Annotated in this window: 16 protein-coding genes and 1 riboswitch; of the genes, 14 read left to right on the top strand and 2 right to left on the bottom strand. The window is 72.0% G+C overall.

The annotated features are described in order from the left end of the window. Positions 1-33: 33 nt before the first annotated feature. The 6 genes from nadA (at position 34) to GH747_RS21465 (ending at position 7044) form a co-directional block, all read left to right on the top strand. Positions 34-1302 carry a quinolinate synthase NadA gene (nadA, locus tag GH747_RS21490; RefSeq protein WP_149771696.1) on the top strand — a complete coding sequence of 423 codons (1269 nt, stop codon included), beginning with the start codon at positions 34-36 and terminating at the stop codon, positions 1300-1302. Beyond that, entirely contained in the window at positions 1299-2852 is a 1554-nt protein-coding gene (gene nadB / locus GH747_RS21485) for an L-aspartate oxidase (protein WP_228553036.1), read from the top strand. Before nadA ends, nadB begins: the two co-directional genes overlap by 4 nt. Beyond that, entirely contained in the window at positions 2846-3700 is an 855-nt protein-coding gene (gene nadC, locus GH747_RS21480) for a carboxylating nicotinate-nucleotide diphosphorylase (RefSeq protein ID WP_149771694.1), read from the top strand. The genes nadB and nadC overlap by 7 nt, the downstream gene beginning before the upstream one ends. Next, positions 3701-4855: a cysteine desulfurase family protein gene (locus GH747_RS21475; protein WP_149771692.1), complete on the top strand. Its 1155-nt coding sequence runs from the start codon at positions 3701-3703 to the stop codon at positions 4853-4855. 343 nt (positions 4856-5198) lie between these two features. Beyond that, positions 5199-5370, top strand: a riboswitch (cyclic di-AMP (ydaO/yuaA leader). A gap of 4 nt (positions 5371-5374) precedes the next feature. Then, entirely contained in the window at positions 5375-5938 is a 564-nt protein-coding gene (locus GH747_RS21470; protein ID WP_205603058.1) for a C40 family peptidase, read from the top strand. Between the two features lie 71 nt (positions 5939-6009). Continuing rightward, positions 6010-7044, top strand: coding sequence for a DUF3048 domain-containing protein (locus tag GH747_RS21465; protein ID WP_149771691.1), 1035 nt, complete (start codon positions 6010-6012; stop codon positions 7042-7044). A 12-nt stretch (positions 7045-7056) separates the two neighbouring features. On the opposite strand, the gene GH747_RS21460 is transcribed toward GH747_RS21465, so the two are convergent. Continuing rightward, positions 7057-7848, bottom strand: a complete 792-nt coding sequence (locus tag GH747_RS21460) for a MerR family transcriptional regulator (protein WP_149771689.1) — start codon at positions 7846-7848, stop codon at positions 7057-7059. Between the two features lie 109 nt (positions 7849-7957). Between GH747_RS21460 and GH747_RS21455 the strand changes: the two genes are divergently transcribed. Genes GH747_RS21455 through GH747_RS21435 form a run of 5 tightly spaced genes read left to right on the top strand, consistent with a single transcriptional unit; the run spans position 7958 to position 13182 of the window. After that, positions 7958-8560: a YqgE/AlgH family protein gene (locus tag GH747_RS21455; RefSeq protein WP_149771688.1), complete on the top strand. Its 603-nt coding sequence runs from the start codon at positions 7958-7960 to the stop codon at positions 8558-8560. A gap of 40 nt (positions 8561-8600) precedes the next feature. Then, the gene (locus GH747_RS21450) at positions 8601-8864 is read left to right on the top strand and encodes a DUF3039 domain-containing protein (RefSeq protein WP_149771686.1); all 264 of its coding nucleotides are present in this window, start codon (positions 8601-8603) and stop codon (positions 8862-8864) included. After that, complete coding sequence (locus GH747_RS21445) at positions 8857-9900, top strand: zinc metalloprotease (RefSeq protein ID WP_228553039.1); 1044 nt, start codon at positions 8857-8859, stop codon at positions 9898-9900. Before GH747_RS21450 ends, GH747_RS21445 begins: the two co-directional genes overlap by 8 nt. Next, positions 9900-11702 (top strand): DEAD/DEAH box helicase, encoded by a 1803-nt coding sequence (locus GH747_RS21440; RefSeq protein WP_149771683.1) that lies wholly within the window; start codon positions 9900-9902, stop codon positions 11700-11702. Before GH747_RS21445 ends, GH747_RS21440 begins: the two co-directional genes overlap by 1 nt. A gap of 13 nt (positions 11703-11715) precedes the next feature. Beyond that, complete coding sequence (locus tag GH747_RS21435; RefSeq protein WP_149771681.1) at positions 11716-13182, top strand: M1 family metallopeptidase; 1467 nt, start codon at positions 11716-11718, stop codon at positions 13180-13182. A 15-nt stretch (positions 13183-13197) separates the two neighbouring features. Here the strand turns inward: GH747_RS21435 and GH747_RS21430 are convergent, their stop codons facing one another. Then, a complete protein-coding gene (locus GH747_RS21430; RefSeq protein ID WP_149771680.1) occupies positions 13198-13686 on the bottom strand; it encodes an Lrp/AsnC family transcriptional regulator in 489 nt (162 codons plus the stop codon). Between the two features lie 21 nt (positions 13687-13707). Here GH747_RS21430 and GH747_RS21425 point away from each other — a divergent pair, with 21 nt between their 5' ends. From GH747_RS21425 to GH747_RS21415, 3 genes are read left to right on the top strand one after another with little or no spacing between them, the layout of a single operon-like run. Next, positions 13708-15084 carry an FAD-binding oxidoreductase gene (locus GH747_RS21425; RefSeq protein ID WP_149771678.1) on the top strand — a complete coding sequence of 459 codons (1377 nt, stop codon included), beginning with the start codon at positions 13708-13710 and terminating at the stop codon, positions 15082-15084. Between the two features lie 10 nt (positions 15085-15094). Beyond that, complete coding sequence (locus tag GH747_RS21420; RefSeq protein ID WP_149771676.1) at positions 15095-16093, top strand: alpha/beta hydrolase; 999 nt, start codon at positions 15095-15097, stop codon at positions 16091-16093. Beyond that, positions 16094-16516: a hypothetical protein gene (locus GH747_RS21415; RefSeq protein ID WP_149771674.1), complete on the top strand. Its 423-nt coding sequence runs from the start codon at positions 16094-16096 to the stop codon at positions 16514-16516.

The following is a 16516-nucleotide window of genomic DNA, read 5'->3' as shown; positions in this document are numbered from 1 at the left end:
CTCGGCCCGGCAACCTCCAGGAAGGCAACGAGCATGACCTCTGTCGACACTGTCGTCCGAAGCGCACCCGGGGCGACCTGTGCGCCTGACCTCGCCGACGGCCCGTGGACGTTCGACCTCGCACCCGCGTCGTACGGCCCAGGCGCCTCGATGGCCGACCCGATCCCCGCCGAGGCTCCGCGCCAGGGCGTGCTGCCTGCCGCGTACACGCAGATGTCCGCCGACGAGCTCGACTCCCGCATCCGCGCCGCCAAGGACACGCTCGGCGACCGGCTGGTGATCCTCGGCCACTTCTACCAGCGCGACGAGGTCGTCAAGCACGCCGACTTCATCGGTGACTCGTTCCAGCTCGCGAACGCCGCGCTGACGCGTCCCGACGCCGAGGCGATCGTGTTCTGCGGCGTCCACTTCATGGCAGAGACCGCCGACATCCTCTCGGGGCCGCAGCAGGCGGTGATCCTCCCGAACCTGGCCGCCGGGTGCTCGATGGCGGACATGGCGGACATCGACTCGGTCGAGCAGGCATGGGCGGAGCTCGAGGAGCTGTACGGGACGGCGCCCGACGCCGACGGCAAGGTGCCGCTGATCCCGGTGACCTACATGAACTCCTCTGCAGCGCTCAAAGGGTTCTGCGGCGACCACGGTGGCATCGTCTGCACGTCGTCCAACGCCGAGACGGTGCTGCGCTGGGCGTTCGAGCGTGCGCACCGCGTGCTCTTCTTCCCCGACCAGCACCTCGGCCGCAACACCGCGAAGGCCATGGGCGTCAGCCTCGACGCGATGCCCATGTGGAACCCGCGCAAGCCGCTCGGCGGCAACGACGAGCAGAGCCTGGTCGACGCGAAGGTGCTGCTCTGGCACGGGTTCTGCTCGGTCCACAAGCGGTTCACGGTCGCCCAGATCGAGAAGGCTCGGGCGGAGCACCCCGACGTGCGCGTGATCGTGCACCCCGAGTGCCCGATGCCGGTCGTGGACGCGGCGGACGAGGCTGGGTCGACCGACTACATCCGCAAGGCCGTCGAGGCCGCACCCGCCGGGACGACGTTCGCGATCGGCACCGAGATCAACCTCGTCCAACGGCTCGCCGCGGAGCACCCCGAGCACACGATCTTCTGCCTCGACCCCGTGGTGTGCCCGTGCTCGACGATGTACCGGATCCACCCCGGCTACCTCGCCTGGGTGCTCGAGGGCCTCGTCGACGGACGGGTCGAGAACCGGATCGAGGTCGACGCCCAAGTTGCGGGCGGCGCCCGTGTCGCGCTCGAGCGCATGCTGGCGGCCCGTCCTCCGGAGACGCGGTGAGCGCCGTGCGCCGCCGCGTGGTGGTCGTCGGCAGCGGCATCGCCGGGATGACGGTCGCGGTCGAGGCCAGCGCGACGCACGACGTCGTCCTGGTCACCAAGGGCGTGCTGGGTGAGGCCACGACGCGGTACGCCCAGGGTGGGATCGCCGTCGTCCTCGACGCCGCGGCGCGCCCCGGGGTCGAGGACTCGGTGGCTGCGCACGTCACGGACACGGTCACGGCCGGCGCCGGGCTCGTCGACCGGTCGGTGGCCGAGACCGTCTGCGGTGACGGGCCGGATGCCGTGTCGGCGCTGATGCGCTGGGGCACGCGGTTCGACCGGGTCGACGGGCGTCTCGCGCTCGGCCTGGAGGCGGCGCACTCCGCGCCGCGCATCCTGCACGCCGACGGGGACGCCACCGGCGCGGAGATCGTCAGGGCGCTGGCGGCGAAGGTCCGCAGCGGTGCGGTCGTCGTCCGCGAGCGGACGCTCGTGACCGAGCTGGTCGTGCGTGACGGGGCGGTCGCGGGCGTGGTGTGCGTCGGCGTCCCCAGCGGACGCCCCCAGACGATCGACGCGGACGCGGTGGTGCTCGCCACCGGCGGTGCGGGCCAGCTCTACTCCCACACGACCAACCCGTCGGTCGCGACCGGAGACGGGCTGGCGCTCGCGCTGCGTGGCGGCGCGCATGTGGCCGACCTCGAGATGTACCAGTTCCACCCGACGCGTCTCGCCGTACCCGGGGGAGGGCTGATCTCGGAGGCCGTCCGCGGGGAGGGTGCGGTCCTGCGCGACGCCACCGGCCGCCGGTTCATGGTCGACGTCCACCCGGACGCCGAGCTCGCACCCCGCGACGTCGTCGCGCGCGAGATCGCTCGCGTCATGCTCGAGCAAGGCGGCACGCCCGTCCACCTCGACGCCACGGCGCTGGGTGCGGACTTCCTCGCACGCCGCTTCCCCGGGCTGGACACGCGTTGCCGCGCCCACGGGCTCCGCTGGGACCGCGAGCCGATCCCAGTGACCCCGGCCGCGCACTACTTCATGGGGGGCATCCGCACCGACCTGTCCGGGCGGACGAGCGTCCCCGGGCTGTACGCCGTCGGCGAGGCCGCGTGCACCGGCCTGCACGGCGCGAACCGCCTGGCCTCCAACTCGCTGCTCGAGGGTGCGGTGACCGCCCTCCGGTGCGTGCCGGCGCTCGCGAGCGCGGCCCCGGCGGTGTTCGAGGGCGAGCCCACGCCGTACGCCCCGAGGGGTGCGACCGGGCAGGCGCAGCCGGTCGACCGGGCAGAGCTCCAGGAGACGATGTGGCTCGCGGCCGGCCTGGTCCGCGACGGCGCGACGCTGAGCGCGGCGGCGGATACCCTCGCGGGCTGGTCGGCACCCGCCGACGGCACCGCCGCCTCGTACGAGGACGCCAACCTGCTGGAGATCGCCGGGCTGGTCGTGGCCGCGGCACTCGCGCGCACGGAGTCGCGCGGCGCGCACTTCCGCCGCGACTTCCCGCAGCGGGACCCCGGCTTCGACCGGCACCTCTCGTGGGTGCGCAAGGGAGACCACGCATGCTGACCGACGCGATCATCACCTCCGCCGTCTCCGCGGCTCTGGCGGAGGACGCGCCCTGGGGTGACATCACCGGAGAGGTGCTGGTCCCCGCCGACGCCGTCGCGACGGCACGGATGGTGGCTCGCCGCCCGGGGGTGCTGTCCGGCAGCGCGGTCGTCGCGGCGACGTTCGCCGCCGTTGACCCCACGATCGAGGTGCGACCCGAGCGTGGCGACAGTGACGACCTCGTTCCTGGGACTGTTGTCGCAACCATCTCGGGACCCGCCCGCGGTGTGCTGCGCGGCGAGCGCGTCGCCCTGAACTTCGCCCAACGGATGTCGGGGATCGCCACCGCGACCCGAGCGTACGTCGACGCCGTCGCCGGGACCGGCGTCCGGATCGTCGACACGCGCAAGACGACGCCGGGGCTGCGCGCGTTCGAGCGGTACGCCGTCCGTTGCGGCGGCGGTCACAACCACCGCTACTCGCTGTCGGACGCCGTGATGGCCAAGGACAACCACCTGGCCGTCCTCGGCGACGACCCCGACCGGATCACGGCAGCGCTGCGAGCTGCCCGAGCGGCGCTCCCTCACACGGTGCACCTCGAGGTCGAGGTCGACCGGCTCGACCAGCTCGACGCGGTCCTCGCCGCCGGCGTCGACACGGTCATGCTCGACAACTTCTCCCTCGACGACCTGCGTACGGGGGTCGAGAAGGTGGCCGGCCGTGCCCTCGTCGAGGCAAGCGGCGGCATCACGCTCCCCGGGATCCGCGAGGTCGCCGAGACCGGCGTCGACCTGATCTCGGTCGGCGCGCTCACCCACAGCGCGACCGCCCTCGACCTGGGGCTGGACGTCGAGGTGGCGGTCTGAGTGCGCTACCTCGACGCGGCCGCGACGACGCCGGTGAGGCGCGAGGTCCTCGAGGCCATGTGGCCGTTCCTGACGGGGGAGTTCGGGAACCCATCGAGCCATCACGGGCTCGGTGACTCCGCCGCTCGCGCGCTCGAGGGCGCGCGGCGCGACGTGGCTGCTGCCCTCGGTGGGCGACCCGGGGAGATCGTGTGGACGTCCGGAGGCACCGAGGCCGACAACCTGGCGATCAAGGGGCTCGCACTCTCGCGGCCGCGTGGTCGGCACATCGTCACGTCGTCGATCGAGCACCCGGCGGTCCTGGAGGCGTGCGACTACCTCGCGCGTCTTCACGGCTTCCGTGTGGACAGGCTCGAGGTTGACGCGTCAGGCATCGTGGACGTCGCGCAGGCGGAGCGGCTGATCGGCCCGGAGACGACGCTCGTGTCCGTCATGCTCGCCAACAACGAGATCGGCACCCTCCAGCCCGTCGCGGCGATCGCCGAGATCGCACACCGCGAGGGTGCGCTGGCGCACACCGACGCCGTGCAGGCGGTCGGCTCCGTGCCCGTCGACGCCGCGGCGCTCGGCGTCGATGCGCTGTCGCTGAGCGGTCACAAGCTGGGGGCGCCCAAGGGCAGCGGCGCCCTCTGGGTACGCCGGGGGCTGGCGCTCGAGCCGCTCGTGCACGGCGGCGGTCAGGAGCGAGGCCGGCGGTCCGGCACGGAGAACGTCGCGGCCGCGATCGGCCTCGCGGCGGCGCTCTCGCTGGCCGTCGAGGTCACGCCTGGCGGGCCTCGTCCCCGAGGCCCCGTCGAGGCGCTCGCGCTGGCGCGCGACGGCTTCGTCCGCGACGTGCTGGCCGGTGCGGACGGCGCGATTCTCACGGGGGACCCGGTGCGCCGTCTGCCGGGCCACGCGTCGTTCTGCTTCCCCGGGACCTCGGGAGAGGCCGTCCTCCTCGGGCTGGAGCAGGACCACGGCATCGTGTGCTCGAGCGGCTCGGCATGCGCCGCGGGATCGGACGAACCCTCTGGTGTGCTGCTGGCGCTGGGCATCGACCCGGAGGTCGCCCGTACGGCGGTCCGCTTCACCGCTGCTTCGCCGGCGGATCTCGACGGGGTGGCGGCAGCGGTCGTCGAGGCCGTACGCGGGGTGCGTTCGCTCGGCGACTGACCTCACCGGCGCAAGGGCGACTTGGCCAACTTTGGCCAACTTGGGCGTTTCGGTTGGCTCACCGTCAGGGCCGTTGTTATCTTCCTGAGACACGAACGAGACCAATCGTGACCATCGTCACGGTCTGCCTATCAGATCGCTGTGATAGCAGGCCGAGGCGACTGGGCAACCGTCCAAGAACAGATTGGGTGACAAACGTCCGGTTTGAGCGCTGCGGGGAGATTGCCTACTGTTGCCCGCGGCCTGAAACCGGGCCACACAACCTCATACGGGGTCAGACCGGGACGCGACCGGGTCCGACCACATAACTGAACATCGTGTGTGGGTAACGCCGAACCCTGCCCGCCTGCACACGCCCCCTTCACCGACACAACCGACGGGCAGGAGCGGAGGAACCAACTCTGCACGAAGGCCATCCGTGGTCATGCGTGCTCGGGGTGAAGTCCTTCACAGGACGGGGCCATCCTTCGGCCCTAATCCGACAGCTCACTTCGCAGGCGTGGAAGGGAAAACCTCAACATGCTCGCGACCCCCCGGATGCGGCGCCTTGTTGCGCTGCCGATCGCCTCTGCTGCCGCGCTCGCCATGGTCTTCACGACCGGGCACTCCGCCAGCGCGGCGACCACCACCACCGCCGCGAAGTCGGCGACCTCCTCGAAGCTCTCGACCCTCACTGCCAAGCAGGTGGCGGCGAAGAAGAAGATGCGCGCGAAGCACCGTCGTGCGGCGCGCATCGTCTCCGCCTCGCGCGTCGCCGCCCGCCAGAAGGGCGATCCGTACCGCTACGGCGCCAGCGGCCCCGGCGCCTTCGACTGCTCGGGCCTGACGTCTTACTCGTTCCGCAAGGCCGGGATGAAGCTCCCGCGCACTGCGAACTCGCAGTACCACCGCGTCCGCAAGATCAAGAAGAGCAACATCCGCAAGGGCGACCTCGTCTTCTTCGGTGGATCCCGCAAGTACCACGTGGGCATCTACTGGGGCAAGGGCCGCATCCTTCACGCGCCGTACAGCGGCAGCCGTGTGAAGGTCGAGCGGATCTGGACCCGCGGCTGGTCCGCAGGCACGCTGCGCCTGCGCGGCTGACCGACGTCACACATCACGACACGGCAGGGCCGGTGCCTCGACAGGCACCGGCCCTGCATCACCATGGGAGCATGCCCGTGAGCACTCACCCCCGAACCGCCGTACGCGCCACCCTGGTCGCCGCAGCCCTCGTCCTCGTCACCGCCTGCTCGGGTGGCGACGACAAGCCGGCCGCGAAGGCCACCACGGAGGCGACTCCGGACGCGAGCCGCGACGCCGCCACGCTGGTCCGCGCCAACCCCTTCACGGGCCTGGCGGCCGAGAAGGGCCTTCCCGACCACCCGTCGTTCCTGGTGAAGATCGAGAACACCGACGCCGGCGCGCCTCAGTACGGGCTCTCGCAGGCAGACCTCGTGGTCGAGGAGCTCGTCGAGGGTGGGCTCACGCGTCTCGCCGCCTTCTTCTACTCGCAGACGCCCTCCAAGGTCGGGCACGTCCGATCGACCCGGACCACCGACATCGCGCTGGTCAAGCCGACCGGTGGGCAGCTGATCGCGTCCGGCGGTGCCGGGGTCGCGGTCCGCAGGATCAAGGCCGCCGGCGTCGACTTCCACAGCGAGGACACCGGCAACCTCACGCTCACGCACGACCCGAACAAGCGCGCGCCGTACGACCGGCTGCTCGACCTCGAGGCGCACGCCGCGAAGTACACCTCCGCGAAGGCCGCCGTTCCTCCGCCGTACCTGTCCTTCGGACCGACGCCGACACCCGGCACGCGCAAGGCGACGGCGTTCTCGGTGCGGTTCTCCGCCGGGTCGGCGACGCGCTGGCAGTTCGGGTCCGGCCACTACCGCCGGCTCAACGGGCATGCCCAGAAGGGCAAGGACTTCACCCCCGACACGGTGCTGGTCCTGCACACGCGGCAGGCCGACGCCGGCTACCGCGACCCCGCTGGCAACCCGGTGCCGGAGACGGTCTTCACCGGCACCGGCAAGGCGACCGTCCTCAGCGGCGGCACCTCGTTGGACGCACGCTGGAGCAAGAAGAACGCGTCGGCGCCGCTGCGCCTCGTGGCGGGCGGCAAGCCCGTGACGCTCAAGCCGGGCAAGGTGTTCATCGAGCTCGTCCCGCAGGGTGCCGGGGGAGTGTCGGTCACCGCGCGCTGACGCGAGGAACGACTAGGGCTGCGGGTCGCGGTTGCCGAGGGCTTCGAGCTCCTCGCCCAGCGCCTCGTCGATCGCGTGGGCGAGCTCGTCGCGGAACACCGCGACGACCGCCTGCGCGGCCACCGGGAGCAGGTTCGCGATGGCCGTCACGATCTCCTGCCACCGGTCGTCGGGCATGCCGTCCTGCACGAACGGCTGCCAGATGTCGTCGCGGACCCGTCGGACGAGGTCGTCGGCGACCGCCCGCAGCGGCGGAGTCATCGCGGGGAGCAGGTCGAGGACCGTCTCGGGCCGCAGGCCCAGGGAGATCGCCGAGGCGCCCGCGCGGACGACCTCGGGATGGTGGACCTCGAGGGTGTCGTCGTCGACGATCGTGGCCAGGCCCCGCTCCACGAGCCTCTCCGCGAGGTCCGCGTCGCGAGGGATCCCAGCGAGTGCGCTGAGGTGCGACCGGGACATCAGCTCGCTCTCGCGCTCGCGTGCGAGCGGCGAGTCGAGCACCGTGATCAGGTCGAGCGCGTAGTCGGCCGTCTTCGGGGTCTTGTCCAGCAGGGCCTTCTCGACCGCCTGGAGCGTGAAGCCCCGCTCCAGCAGCGTGCGGACGAGCGTCAGCTGGGCGACGTGGGACTGGGAGTAGTAGCCCGTCCTGCCCTCGAGCCTCGGCGGTGCGAGGAGGCCTCGGCTCGCGTACGCGCGGACGTTGCGCACCGTCATGCCGACACGGGATGCGAGCTCGTCGACGGTGAGCTCCTCGACAGCCTGCGCGTCGGCGGCAGACTGGTCATCGTGATGGGTCTCGGGCATGTCGTCCTCTGGTCGCGGCCGGTTTCGTCATCCTAGGCCCTGGATCACCCGCGAAGCGGTCGCCACGGCGTACGCTGAGGTACGGCCGGGCGTGACGTGAGGAGGGGCGATGACCGAGTTCGAACCCGCCGAGACGCCCGATGAGCTCTCGCCGCGCCACCGCTCGTACCGCGGCCACCTGCTGGTCGCGACCCCGCTGCTCGGCGGCGGTCCCTTCTACCGTTCCGTCGTGGTCGTGCTCGACCACGACGGGGGTGGAGCACTGGGCGTGATCATCAACCAGCCGCTCGACGCCGCGGTCGCCGACATCCTGCCCGAGTGGTCGACGGTCGTCTCGAGCCCGACGGCACTCTTCTCGGGCGGCCCGGTGTCGGCCGACTCGGCGCTCGCCGTCGGTGTCCTGGCCCCGGGCGACAAGCCTCCGGTCGGCTGGCGCGAGATGTACGACGGGGTCGGGCTGGTCGACCTCGACCTCCCCGTCCGTGCGGCCGACGCCGGTCTGCGCGGCGTCCGTGTGTTCGCCGGGTACGCCGGCTGGAGCCCGGGTCAGCTCGAGGAGGAGATCGCCGAGGGCTCGTGGGTGGTGGTCGACGCGTACGACGACGACCTGCTCTCACCGAACCCCGAGGCCCTGTGGCGGCAGGTGCTCCGGCGGCAGGGCGGCGACCTCGCGATGCTGTCCACGTTCCCCGACGATCCCCAGTACAACTGATCGACTGGGGCCGGCAGGCCACCTGGCATAGACTGCCGGGGTGTCGACGACCTTCAGCCCCGGAGCCCAGACGTCCTCGGACGTCCGCACTCAGCCGCGTCTCGACGATGGCGACCACGAGCGCTTCTCGCACTACGTGCCGAAGGACAAGCTCACCGAGGCGATGATCGAGGGCTCGCCCGTCGTGGCTCTCTGCGGGAAGGTGTGGGTGCCCAGCCGGGACCCGCAGCGGTTCCCCGTCTGCCCGGAGTGCAAGGAGATCTGGGAGTCCCTCAACTCGGGCGACTCCGGTGACGATGCCTGACGCGGGCCGGCGCGGGCACGCTCGCGCGTACGGGGTCGGGCTGCTCGGTGCACTGATGGTCGCGGGCCTGTTCTCGGCGACCTCGTCCGCGGCGGCACGCCCGACGGACGCCGCTGGTGCGCAGGCTCGGACCAGCGCCGTGGTGTCGGAGGAGTCGCACACCCACGACGAGTGCGACCCCGCCGAGTCGTTGGCTGCGCGCTCGATCGACGGGCTCGGCGGAGTCGTGCGCGGACCTGAGCCGTCAGCGGCGACGATCGAGGCGTACGAGCGCGACTTCGCCCGCCGGGTGGCGGCGCTCGGCGCAGCACGGCTCGAGTCGGGCGACGGCGGCAACCCGCCGCACCGCATCACCGTGAACGTCTTCGCCCACGTGCTCAAGCCGTCGGCGGGCGCCAAGACCGTCAGCCGCGCCAAGGTCCGGCGCCAGATCAAGATCGTGAACAAGGCCTTCGCAGGCAAGCAGTGGGGGCCGGCACGCAGCGCCCGCATCCGCTTCCGGGTCAAGGCGATCGACTACACCGTCAACCGCGCCTGGTACACAGCCGGTCTCGGGTCGACCGAGTCCCGTGCGATGCGCAAGGCGCTGCACCGCGGCAAGAAGCGCGCCCTCAACCTCTACATCGGCGCGCCCACCGAGCGCGGCGACCTGCAGGTCCTCGGCTACGCGACGTTCCCGCAGCGGCCCAAGAGCAAGCTCGAGACCGACGGTGTCGTGATCCACCGCGGCACGATGCCCGGTGGTCGGTTCCGCGGCTACAACAAGGGCGACACCGCCGTGCACGAGATCGGCCACTGGCTCGGTCTGTACCACACGTTCCAGGGCGCCTGCGGCAAGAGGAACGACCGCGTCGCCGACACCCCGCGCGAGCGGATCCCGAGCTTCGAGTGCCCGCGAGGGCGCGACACCTGTCCGAGTCCGGGGGAGGACCCGATCCACAACTTCATGGACTACTCCTACGACCGGTGCATGCATCACTTCACGCCCGGTCAGATCGAGCGGATGCGCAAGCTCTGGCGGGTGTACCGCCGCTGATGTCCGGGGCCGCTCATCTCCCACCGGCCTATCCCGATCGCGCAGCCTGGGGCACCGCCCCGAAGCTTCGTGCGTGGCAGGCCGATGCCATCTCCCAGTACGCCGAGCGCAGTCCGCGCGACTTCCTCGCGGTGGCGACGCCGGGCGCCGGCAAGACGACCTTCGCCCTGACCGTCGCGGCGCAGCTGCTCGAGCGCCGCGTCGTCGAGCGGGTCATCGTCGTCGCGCCGACCGACCACCTCAAGACCCAGTGGGCCGAGGCGGGCGCCCGCGCGGGCATCCCGCTCGATCCGTCGTTCAGCGGTCGCAGCGGGGCGATGGCGTCCGACTACCGCGGCTTCGCGCTGACCTACGCCGGAGTCGCGACCAACCCCACCTCGTACCGTCTCCGCACGGAGCGCTTCCGCACGCTCGTGATCCTCGACGAGGTCCACCACGCGGGCGACGCGCTGTCGTGGGGTGACGCGGTCAGCGAGGCGTTCGAGCCCGCCACGCGCCGGCTCGCGCTCACCGGCACCCCGTTCCGGTCCGACACCAACCCGATCCCGTTCGTCACGTACGCCCCTGGCGACGACGGCATCGGCCGCAGCGTCGCCGACTACTCGTACGGCTATGCCGAGGCGCTGGCCGACGGAGTCGTCCGCCCGGTGCTGTTCATGGCCTACTCAGGCGACCTCCACTGGAGGACGCGCGCGGGCGACGAGGTCGCTGCACGGCTCGGCGAGCCGATGACGAAAGACCTCACCGCGCAGGCGCTCCGTACGGCGCTGGATCCCTCGGGCTCCTGGATCCCGTCGGTCCTCGCCGCAGCCGACAAGCGCCTCTCGGAGGTGCGTCGACACGTCCCGGACGCCGGCGGGCTCGTGATCGCCAGCGACCAGAACAGCGCCCGCGCGTACGCCAAGATCCTGCGTGAGATCACCGGCACGGGGCCGAGCGTCGTGCTCTCGGACGAGAAGGAGGCCAGCGCCCGCATCAGCGCGTTCTCCGAGTCGGACGACCGGTGGATGGTGGCCGTGCGGATGGTGAGCGAGGGCGTCGACGTGCCTCGTCTCGCCGTCGGCGTCTACGCGACCACGACCTCGACGCCGCTGTTCTTCGCCCAGGCCGTCGGCCGGTTCGTCCGAGCCCGCAAGCGGGGCGAGACCGCGACCGTCTTCGTGCCGAGCGTGCCGCGCGTGCTGGGCCTCGCCGCCGAGCTCGAGGTGGAGCGCGACCACGTCCTCGGCCGGGTCGGCGGCGACACCGACGACCCGCTGGCCCTCGACGACGAGCTGATCGCGGCCGCGCAGGCGACCGAGTCCACCGCCGACCTGGAGCCGTTCGAGTTCCAGGCGCTGGGGAGCGAGGCGTCGTTCGACCGAGTCCTGTACGACGGTGGTGAGTTCGGCCACGAGGGCGAGGTCGCCGTCGGCTCCGAGGAGGAGATGGACTTCCTCGGGATCCCCGGCCTGCTGGAGCCCGACCAGGTACGTGAGCTGCTGCGTCACGCCCGCACGCGGCGTGCCCAGCGCGGGCGAGACGCGGCCGCGGACGACGACGCTGCTGAGGCCGTCGTGGCCGGCGCGAGCGCGGCCACCAAGCCTGACGAGCCCAGCACTCACGAGATGCGGGCGCTGCTGCGCCGCGAGCTCAACGGCCTCGTGGGCGCGTGGCACCACCGCACCGGCCAGCCCCACGGGGTGGTCCACAACCGGCTGCGCGAAGAGTGCGGCGGTCCGACGGCAGCGAGCGCCTCCGTGGACGACCTGCGGACCCGTATCGACAAGATCCGGGAATGGGCCACCCGACCGTCACGATGATCTAGGGTCAGGCATGCGCATCGCCGTCGTCGTCCGTTCTTCCGTCCTGCTGACCGCGCTCGCCCTCGTGAGCGGCTTCGCTCCGGCGTCGTCCGGGGCCACGTCGGCAGGGACGGCAGTCTCGACGACCTCCCTCGGTGCCGCGGTGGCACAGCGGCCCGCGGTCGGCGGTGCGGGTGCCGGTGACCCGTACTTCCCGCGCTACGGCAACGGCGGCTACGACGTTCGCCGCTACCGGATCACGGCGACCCTCCGACCCGACAAGCGGTTCGTCGGGCGGACGAGGATCGTCGCGGTCGCGTCGAAGCGGCTGAGGCGGTTCAACCTGGACCTGCTCCTGCCCGCGAGCTCGGTGCGCGTCGCCGGCCGCCCGGCGCGGTTCACGCAGCGGGGCCGCGAGCTCGTGATCACCCCACGCCGGACGCTTCGCAAGGGCGCACGCTTCACGGTCACGGTCGCGTACGCCGGTCGCCCGACCGAGCTGACGCACCGTGGCGTGAAGGCGTTCTGGTCCACGCCGTCGGGTGGCGTGGTCGTGGGGGAGCCGGAGGCCGCACCGTGGTGGTTCGCGAGCAACGACCACCCGACCGACAAGGCGACCTACGACATCCGGCTCCGTGCGGCGCGAGGAACCGAGGCGGTCAGCGTGGGCCGGCTCGCGGGGCGCAAGCAGGTCGGGGACCTGACACAGTGGCGCTGGGTGATGCGCCGCCCGATGGCCACCTACCTCGCGTTCGCGGCGTGGGGCGACTTCCGGATCGAGCGGAAGCGGGTCGACGGTGTCCGCTACCTCTACGCCTACGACCGCGCCCTCGGCAAGGGCGCACATCAACGTGCTGTCCGCTCCCTCCGGCGCACCCCGAAGGTCGTCCGCTTCCTCGAGCGCCACCTCGGCCCCTACCCGTACGCGGACCTCGGCGGCGTCGTGACCGCGGCCGACCTCGGGTTCGCGCTGGAGACGCAGGCCCGCCCGATCTACGAGGGCGGCTTCTTCACCCGCGGAGCCGGCCTGGAGCCGGGCCGCAACACCTCCGTCGTCGCGCACGAGGTCGCCCACCAGTGGTTCGGCAACTCGGTGTCCCTGCGCCGGTGGCGCGACATCTGGCTCAACGAGGGGCTCGCCACCTACCTCGAGTGGATGTGGGACGAGTCCCAGGGACTCGGCACGGTCGACTCGGTGTTCGACGACTGGTACGAGTACGGTGGCCGCTCCTTCTGGCGTCTCCCGATCGGCGACCCCGGGAGGGACCGGATCTTCGACTACCGCGTCTACACCCGTGGGGCCATGGCAGCGCACGCGTTGCGCGACAAGATCGGCGACCAGGCGTTCTTCGCGCTGCTCCGGCGCTGGGTCGGCGAGCGACGGGACGGTCATGGGACCACCGCGCAGTTCGTCCGGCTCGCGGAGGGCGTGAGTGGTCAGCAGCTGGACGCGTTCTTCGACGCCTGGCTGTACGCGCGCGTCCGCCCAGCACGGTGACCGCCGGGTGACCGCCTATCGGTGGGTGGCAGGTGCTTCGAGTGACGCCTCCACCAGCGGCGCGATCCGTGGGGCCAGCTCCGTCTGGAGCCGGATGACGGTCGCCACCCGCACGATGGCCGGCACCGACACGACCGCGTCGAGGACGCGTTGGAGATCGGTGTTGGAGCGGGCGACGACGCGGCACCACAGGTCGCCGGCGCCGGTGATCGTGCAGGCCTCGAGCACCTCGGGAATCGATGCGAGGTGGTCCGCCACCGGGGTTCGTCCCTCGCCCTGGACGACCTCGAGCGTCAGGAAGGCCATCACCGGATAGCCGAGCGCCTCCGGCGAGATCTCAGGGGACCACGACGCGATCACGTCGCGCTCGGTGAGCCGGTCGAGCCGCGCCTGCACGGTCGCCCGGGCGACGCCGAGGCGGCGCGACGCCTCCAGGACGCCGATCTTGGGCTCGGCCAGGAACAGTCGCACGATCTGGACGTCGAGGTCGTCGATCACAGCCACGTCGTCAGCATAGGGTGAGGCATGCGCAACGACGCGTTCGTCGCCGCCCTGACCGCCGAGCTCGGCGCCGAGGTGGTGCTCACCGACCCCGACCGCCTGGTGTCCTACCAGACCGATCGCGCGATGTTCTGCGACGCGGGCATGCCGTGCGCGGTCGTCCTCGCGCGCTCGACCGCCGATGTGGCAACCGCCGTACGCCTCGCGTCCGAGCACGCGGTGCCGATCGTCGCCCAGGGGGCACGTAGCGGGTTGTCGGGTGCGGCGAACGCGATCGACGGCTGCCTCGTCGTCGCGCTCGAGCGGATGGACCAGGTCCTCGAGGTCGACGTCGACGAACGCCTCGTCGTCACTCAGCCGGGGGTCATGAACGCCGACCTGTCGCGGGTGGTCGCCGAGCACGGCCTGTTCTATCCGCCCGACCCGAGCTCGTGGGAGTTCTGCACGATCGGCGGCAACCTCGCAACCAACTCGGGAGGCCTGTGCTGCGTGAAGTACGGCGTGACGACCGACTACGTGCTGGCGCTCGAGGTGGTGCTCGCCGACGGCGAGGTCCTGCGGACCGGCCGCCGTACGGTCAAGGGCGTCGCGGGCTACGACCTCGCACGACTGTTCGTCGGCTCCGAGGGCACGCTCGGCATCATCACCGAGGCGACGTTGCGGCTCCGTCCCGCCGCCCAGCGTCCGCGGACGCTCGCAGCGACGTTCGGGACCATCCACGAGGCTGCCGCGGGGATCGCCGCCATCACCCGTTCTGCCGTCATCCCGAACCTGCTCGAGCTGATGGACCGCACGAGCCTGCGAGCGGTGAACGACGCCTACCGGCTGGGGTTCGAGGACTCGGTCGGGGCGCTCGTCCTCGCCCAGTCCGATGCGCCGGGTCTCGCGGGGGAGGCGGAGATCGACGCGATCGCCGCGCACCTGCGGGCAGCCGGGGCGTACGACGTGGTGCTGGCCGCCGACGACGCCGAGGCCGCGCTGCTGCTCACCGCCCGCCGTGAGGTGCTGACCGCGTTCGAGGCGATGGGGACGACGATGGTCGACGACGTGTGCGTCCCGCGCACCCGGATCGCCGACCTCGTCGACGGTGTCGCGGCCATCGCCGAGAAGCGAGGCGTCGTCATCGGCGTCGTGGGGCACGCGGGCGACGGCAACTTCCATCCGTGCGTCATCTTCGACGCGACGGATCCGGACGAGGCGGACCGGGCCCACATGGCGTTCGACGACGTGATGGTGCTGGGCCTCGAGCTGGGCGGCACGATCACCGGCGAGCACGGCGTCGGCGTCCTCAAGCGGGAGCTGCTGTCGCGTGAGCTCGGCCCCGTGGGGATGCGGGTGCAGCGTGCGGTCAAGGACGCCCTCGACCCGCGCGGTCTGCTCAATCCGGGCAAGGTCATCTAGGGTTGCGGCCATGGCCGCCCCGTTGCCGATCCGTACCCGACTGTTCAGCGTCGTCGAGCGCTTCCTGAACTCCCCGATCGACGAGACCCCGCGGGAGGAGATCCCGGCGCGACGGACCAAGCGCGCGAAGCTGCTCGCCTCCCCGGCCGGGCGCCTCATCGCCGGACGACCCCACGAGGACGCGCAGATCGCGGACCGCCTGGTCGAGCTCGCCCCCGTCGAGGTCGCGGGCCTCACCGCCGAGTCCGACCCGGTGACGTTGCGACTGCGCGTCTACCAGCCGCCGACGCCCGGTGCGGAGCCGCTGCCGGTCGTGGTGGTCTACCACGGCGGCGGCTGGGTGCTGGGCGACCCGGAGCAGGGCGAGTGGTGGTCGAGCCATCTCGCGGTCGAGGCGCCGTGCATCGTCGTCTCCGTCGCCTACCGGCTCGCGCCCGAGCACCCGTACCCCGCGGCCGTCCTCGACGCCTGGGCGTCGCTCGCGTGGATCGTCGAGCACGCGACCGAGCTCGGGGGTGACCCGGCGCGCGTCGTCGTCGCCGGGGACAGCGCCGGCGGCAACCTCGCCGCGGTCGTCGCCGACCTCGCAGGACAGGCAGGCTCCCCGGTGCTCGCCGGCCAGGTGCTCGTCTACCCGGCTGCCGAGATGGAGGAGGTCTTCCCGTCGGAGCGCGAGCACGCGAACGCGCCGGTCCTCACGTCGCGCGGGATGCGCGCGTTCTCGCGGCTCTACCTCGACGGCGCCGACCCGTACGCGCCGACCGCCGCGCCCCTGCACGGGACGCTCGCCGGCGCAGCGACGCCGGCGCTGATCCAGGTCGCCGGCCACGACCCGTTGCGCGACAACGGCGTCCTGTACGCGGAGGCGCTGCGCGGCAACGACGGTGATGTGACGTTGACCGAGTACGCGGACGCCATCCACGGCTACATCAGCCTGCCGGGCGCCGTCCCGTCCGCGCCGCGAGCGTTGGCGGAGATCGTCGCGTTCGTGCAGCGGGTCGCTGCGTAGGTGACGGCCAGCGCCCTCGATCCACCTTTCGTGGACGAGCACGCGCTGACGGTCCCCGTTCCCCGTGATCGGGTCTGGGAGGCGCTGCAGACGTATGTCCACGAGTCGCTGGTGGCAGCGGCCGACGGGTGGCTCGCGACGGTTCTCGGCACGGATCCGCCGGGTGGTTTCGCGGTCGGGGTCGTCGTTCCGGGCGAGTCGGTCGAGCTGGTCGGGCGGCACCGCTTCTCGCGCTACCGCCTGGTGTTCGCCGTCGCGGACGCCGGTGAGGGAGCGACGCGGCTGAGCGCGCGGACGTACGCCGCGTTCCCCGGTCCGCACGGTGCCGCCTACCGCGCCCTCGTCATCGGGACCCGCTTCCACGTGCTCGCGACGACGCGGATGCTGCGCCGCGTGCGGCGGTCGAGCGTGGGTCGCAGCTAG

This window comes from Mumia xiangluensis (assembly GCF_010994095.1).
GTDB lineage: Bacteria > Actinomycetota > Actinomycetes > Propionibacteriales > Nocardioidaceae > Mumia > Mumia xiangluensis.
The sequence above is the reverse complement of the archived record's forward strand: the minus strand, read 5'-3'. Positions and strand labels throughout refer to the sequence as shown.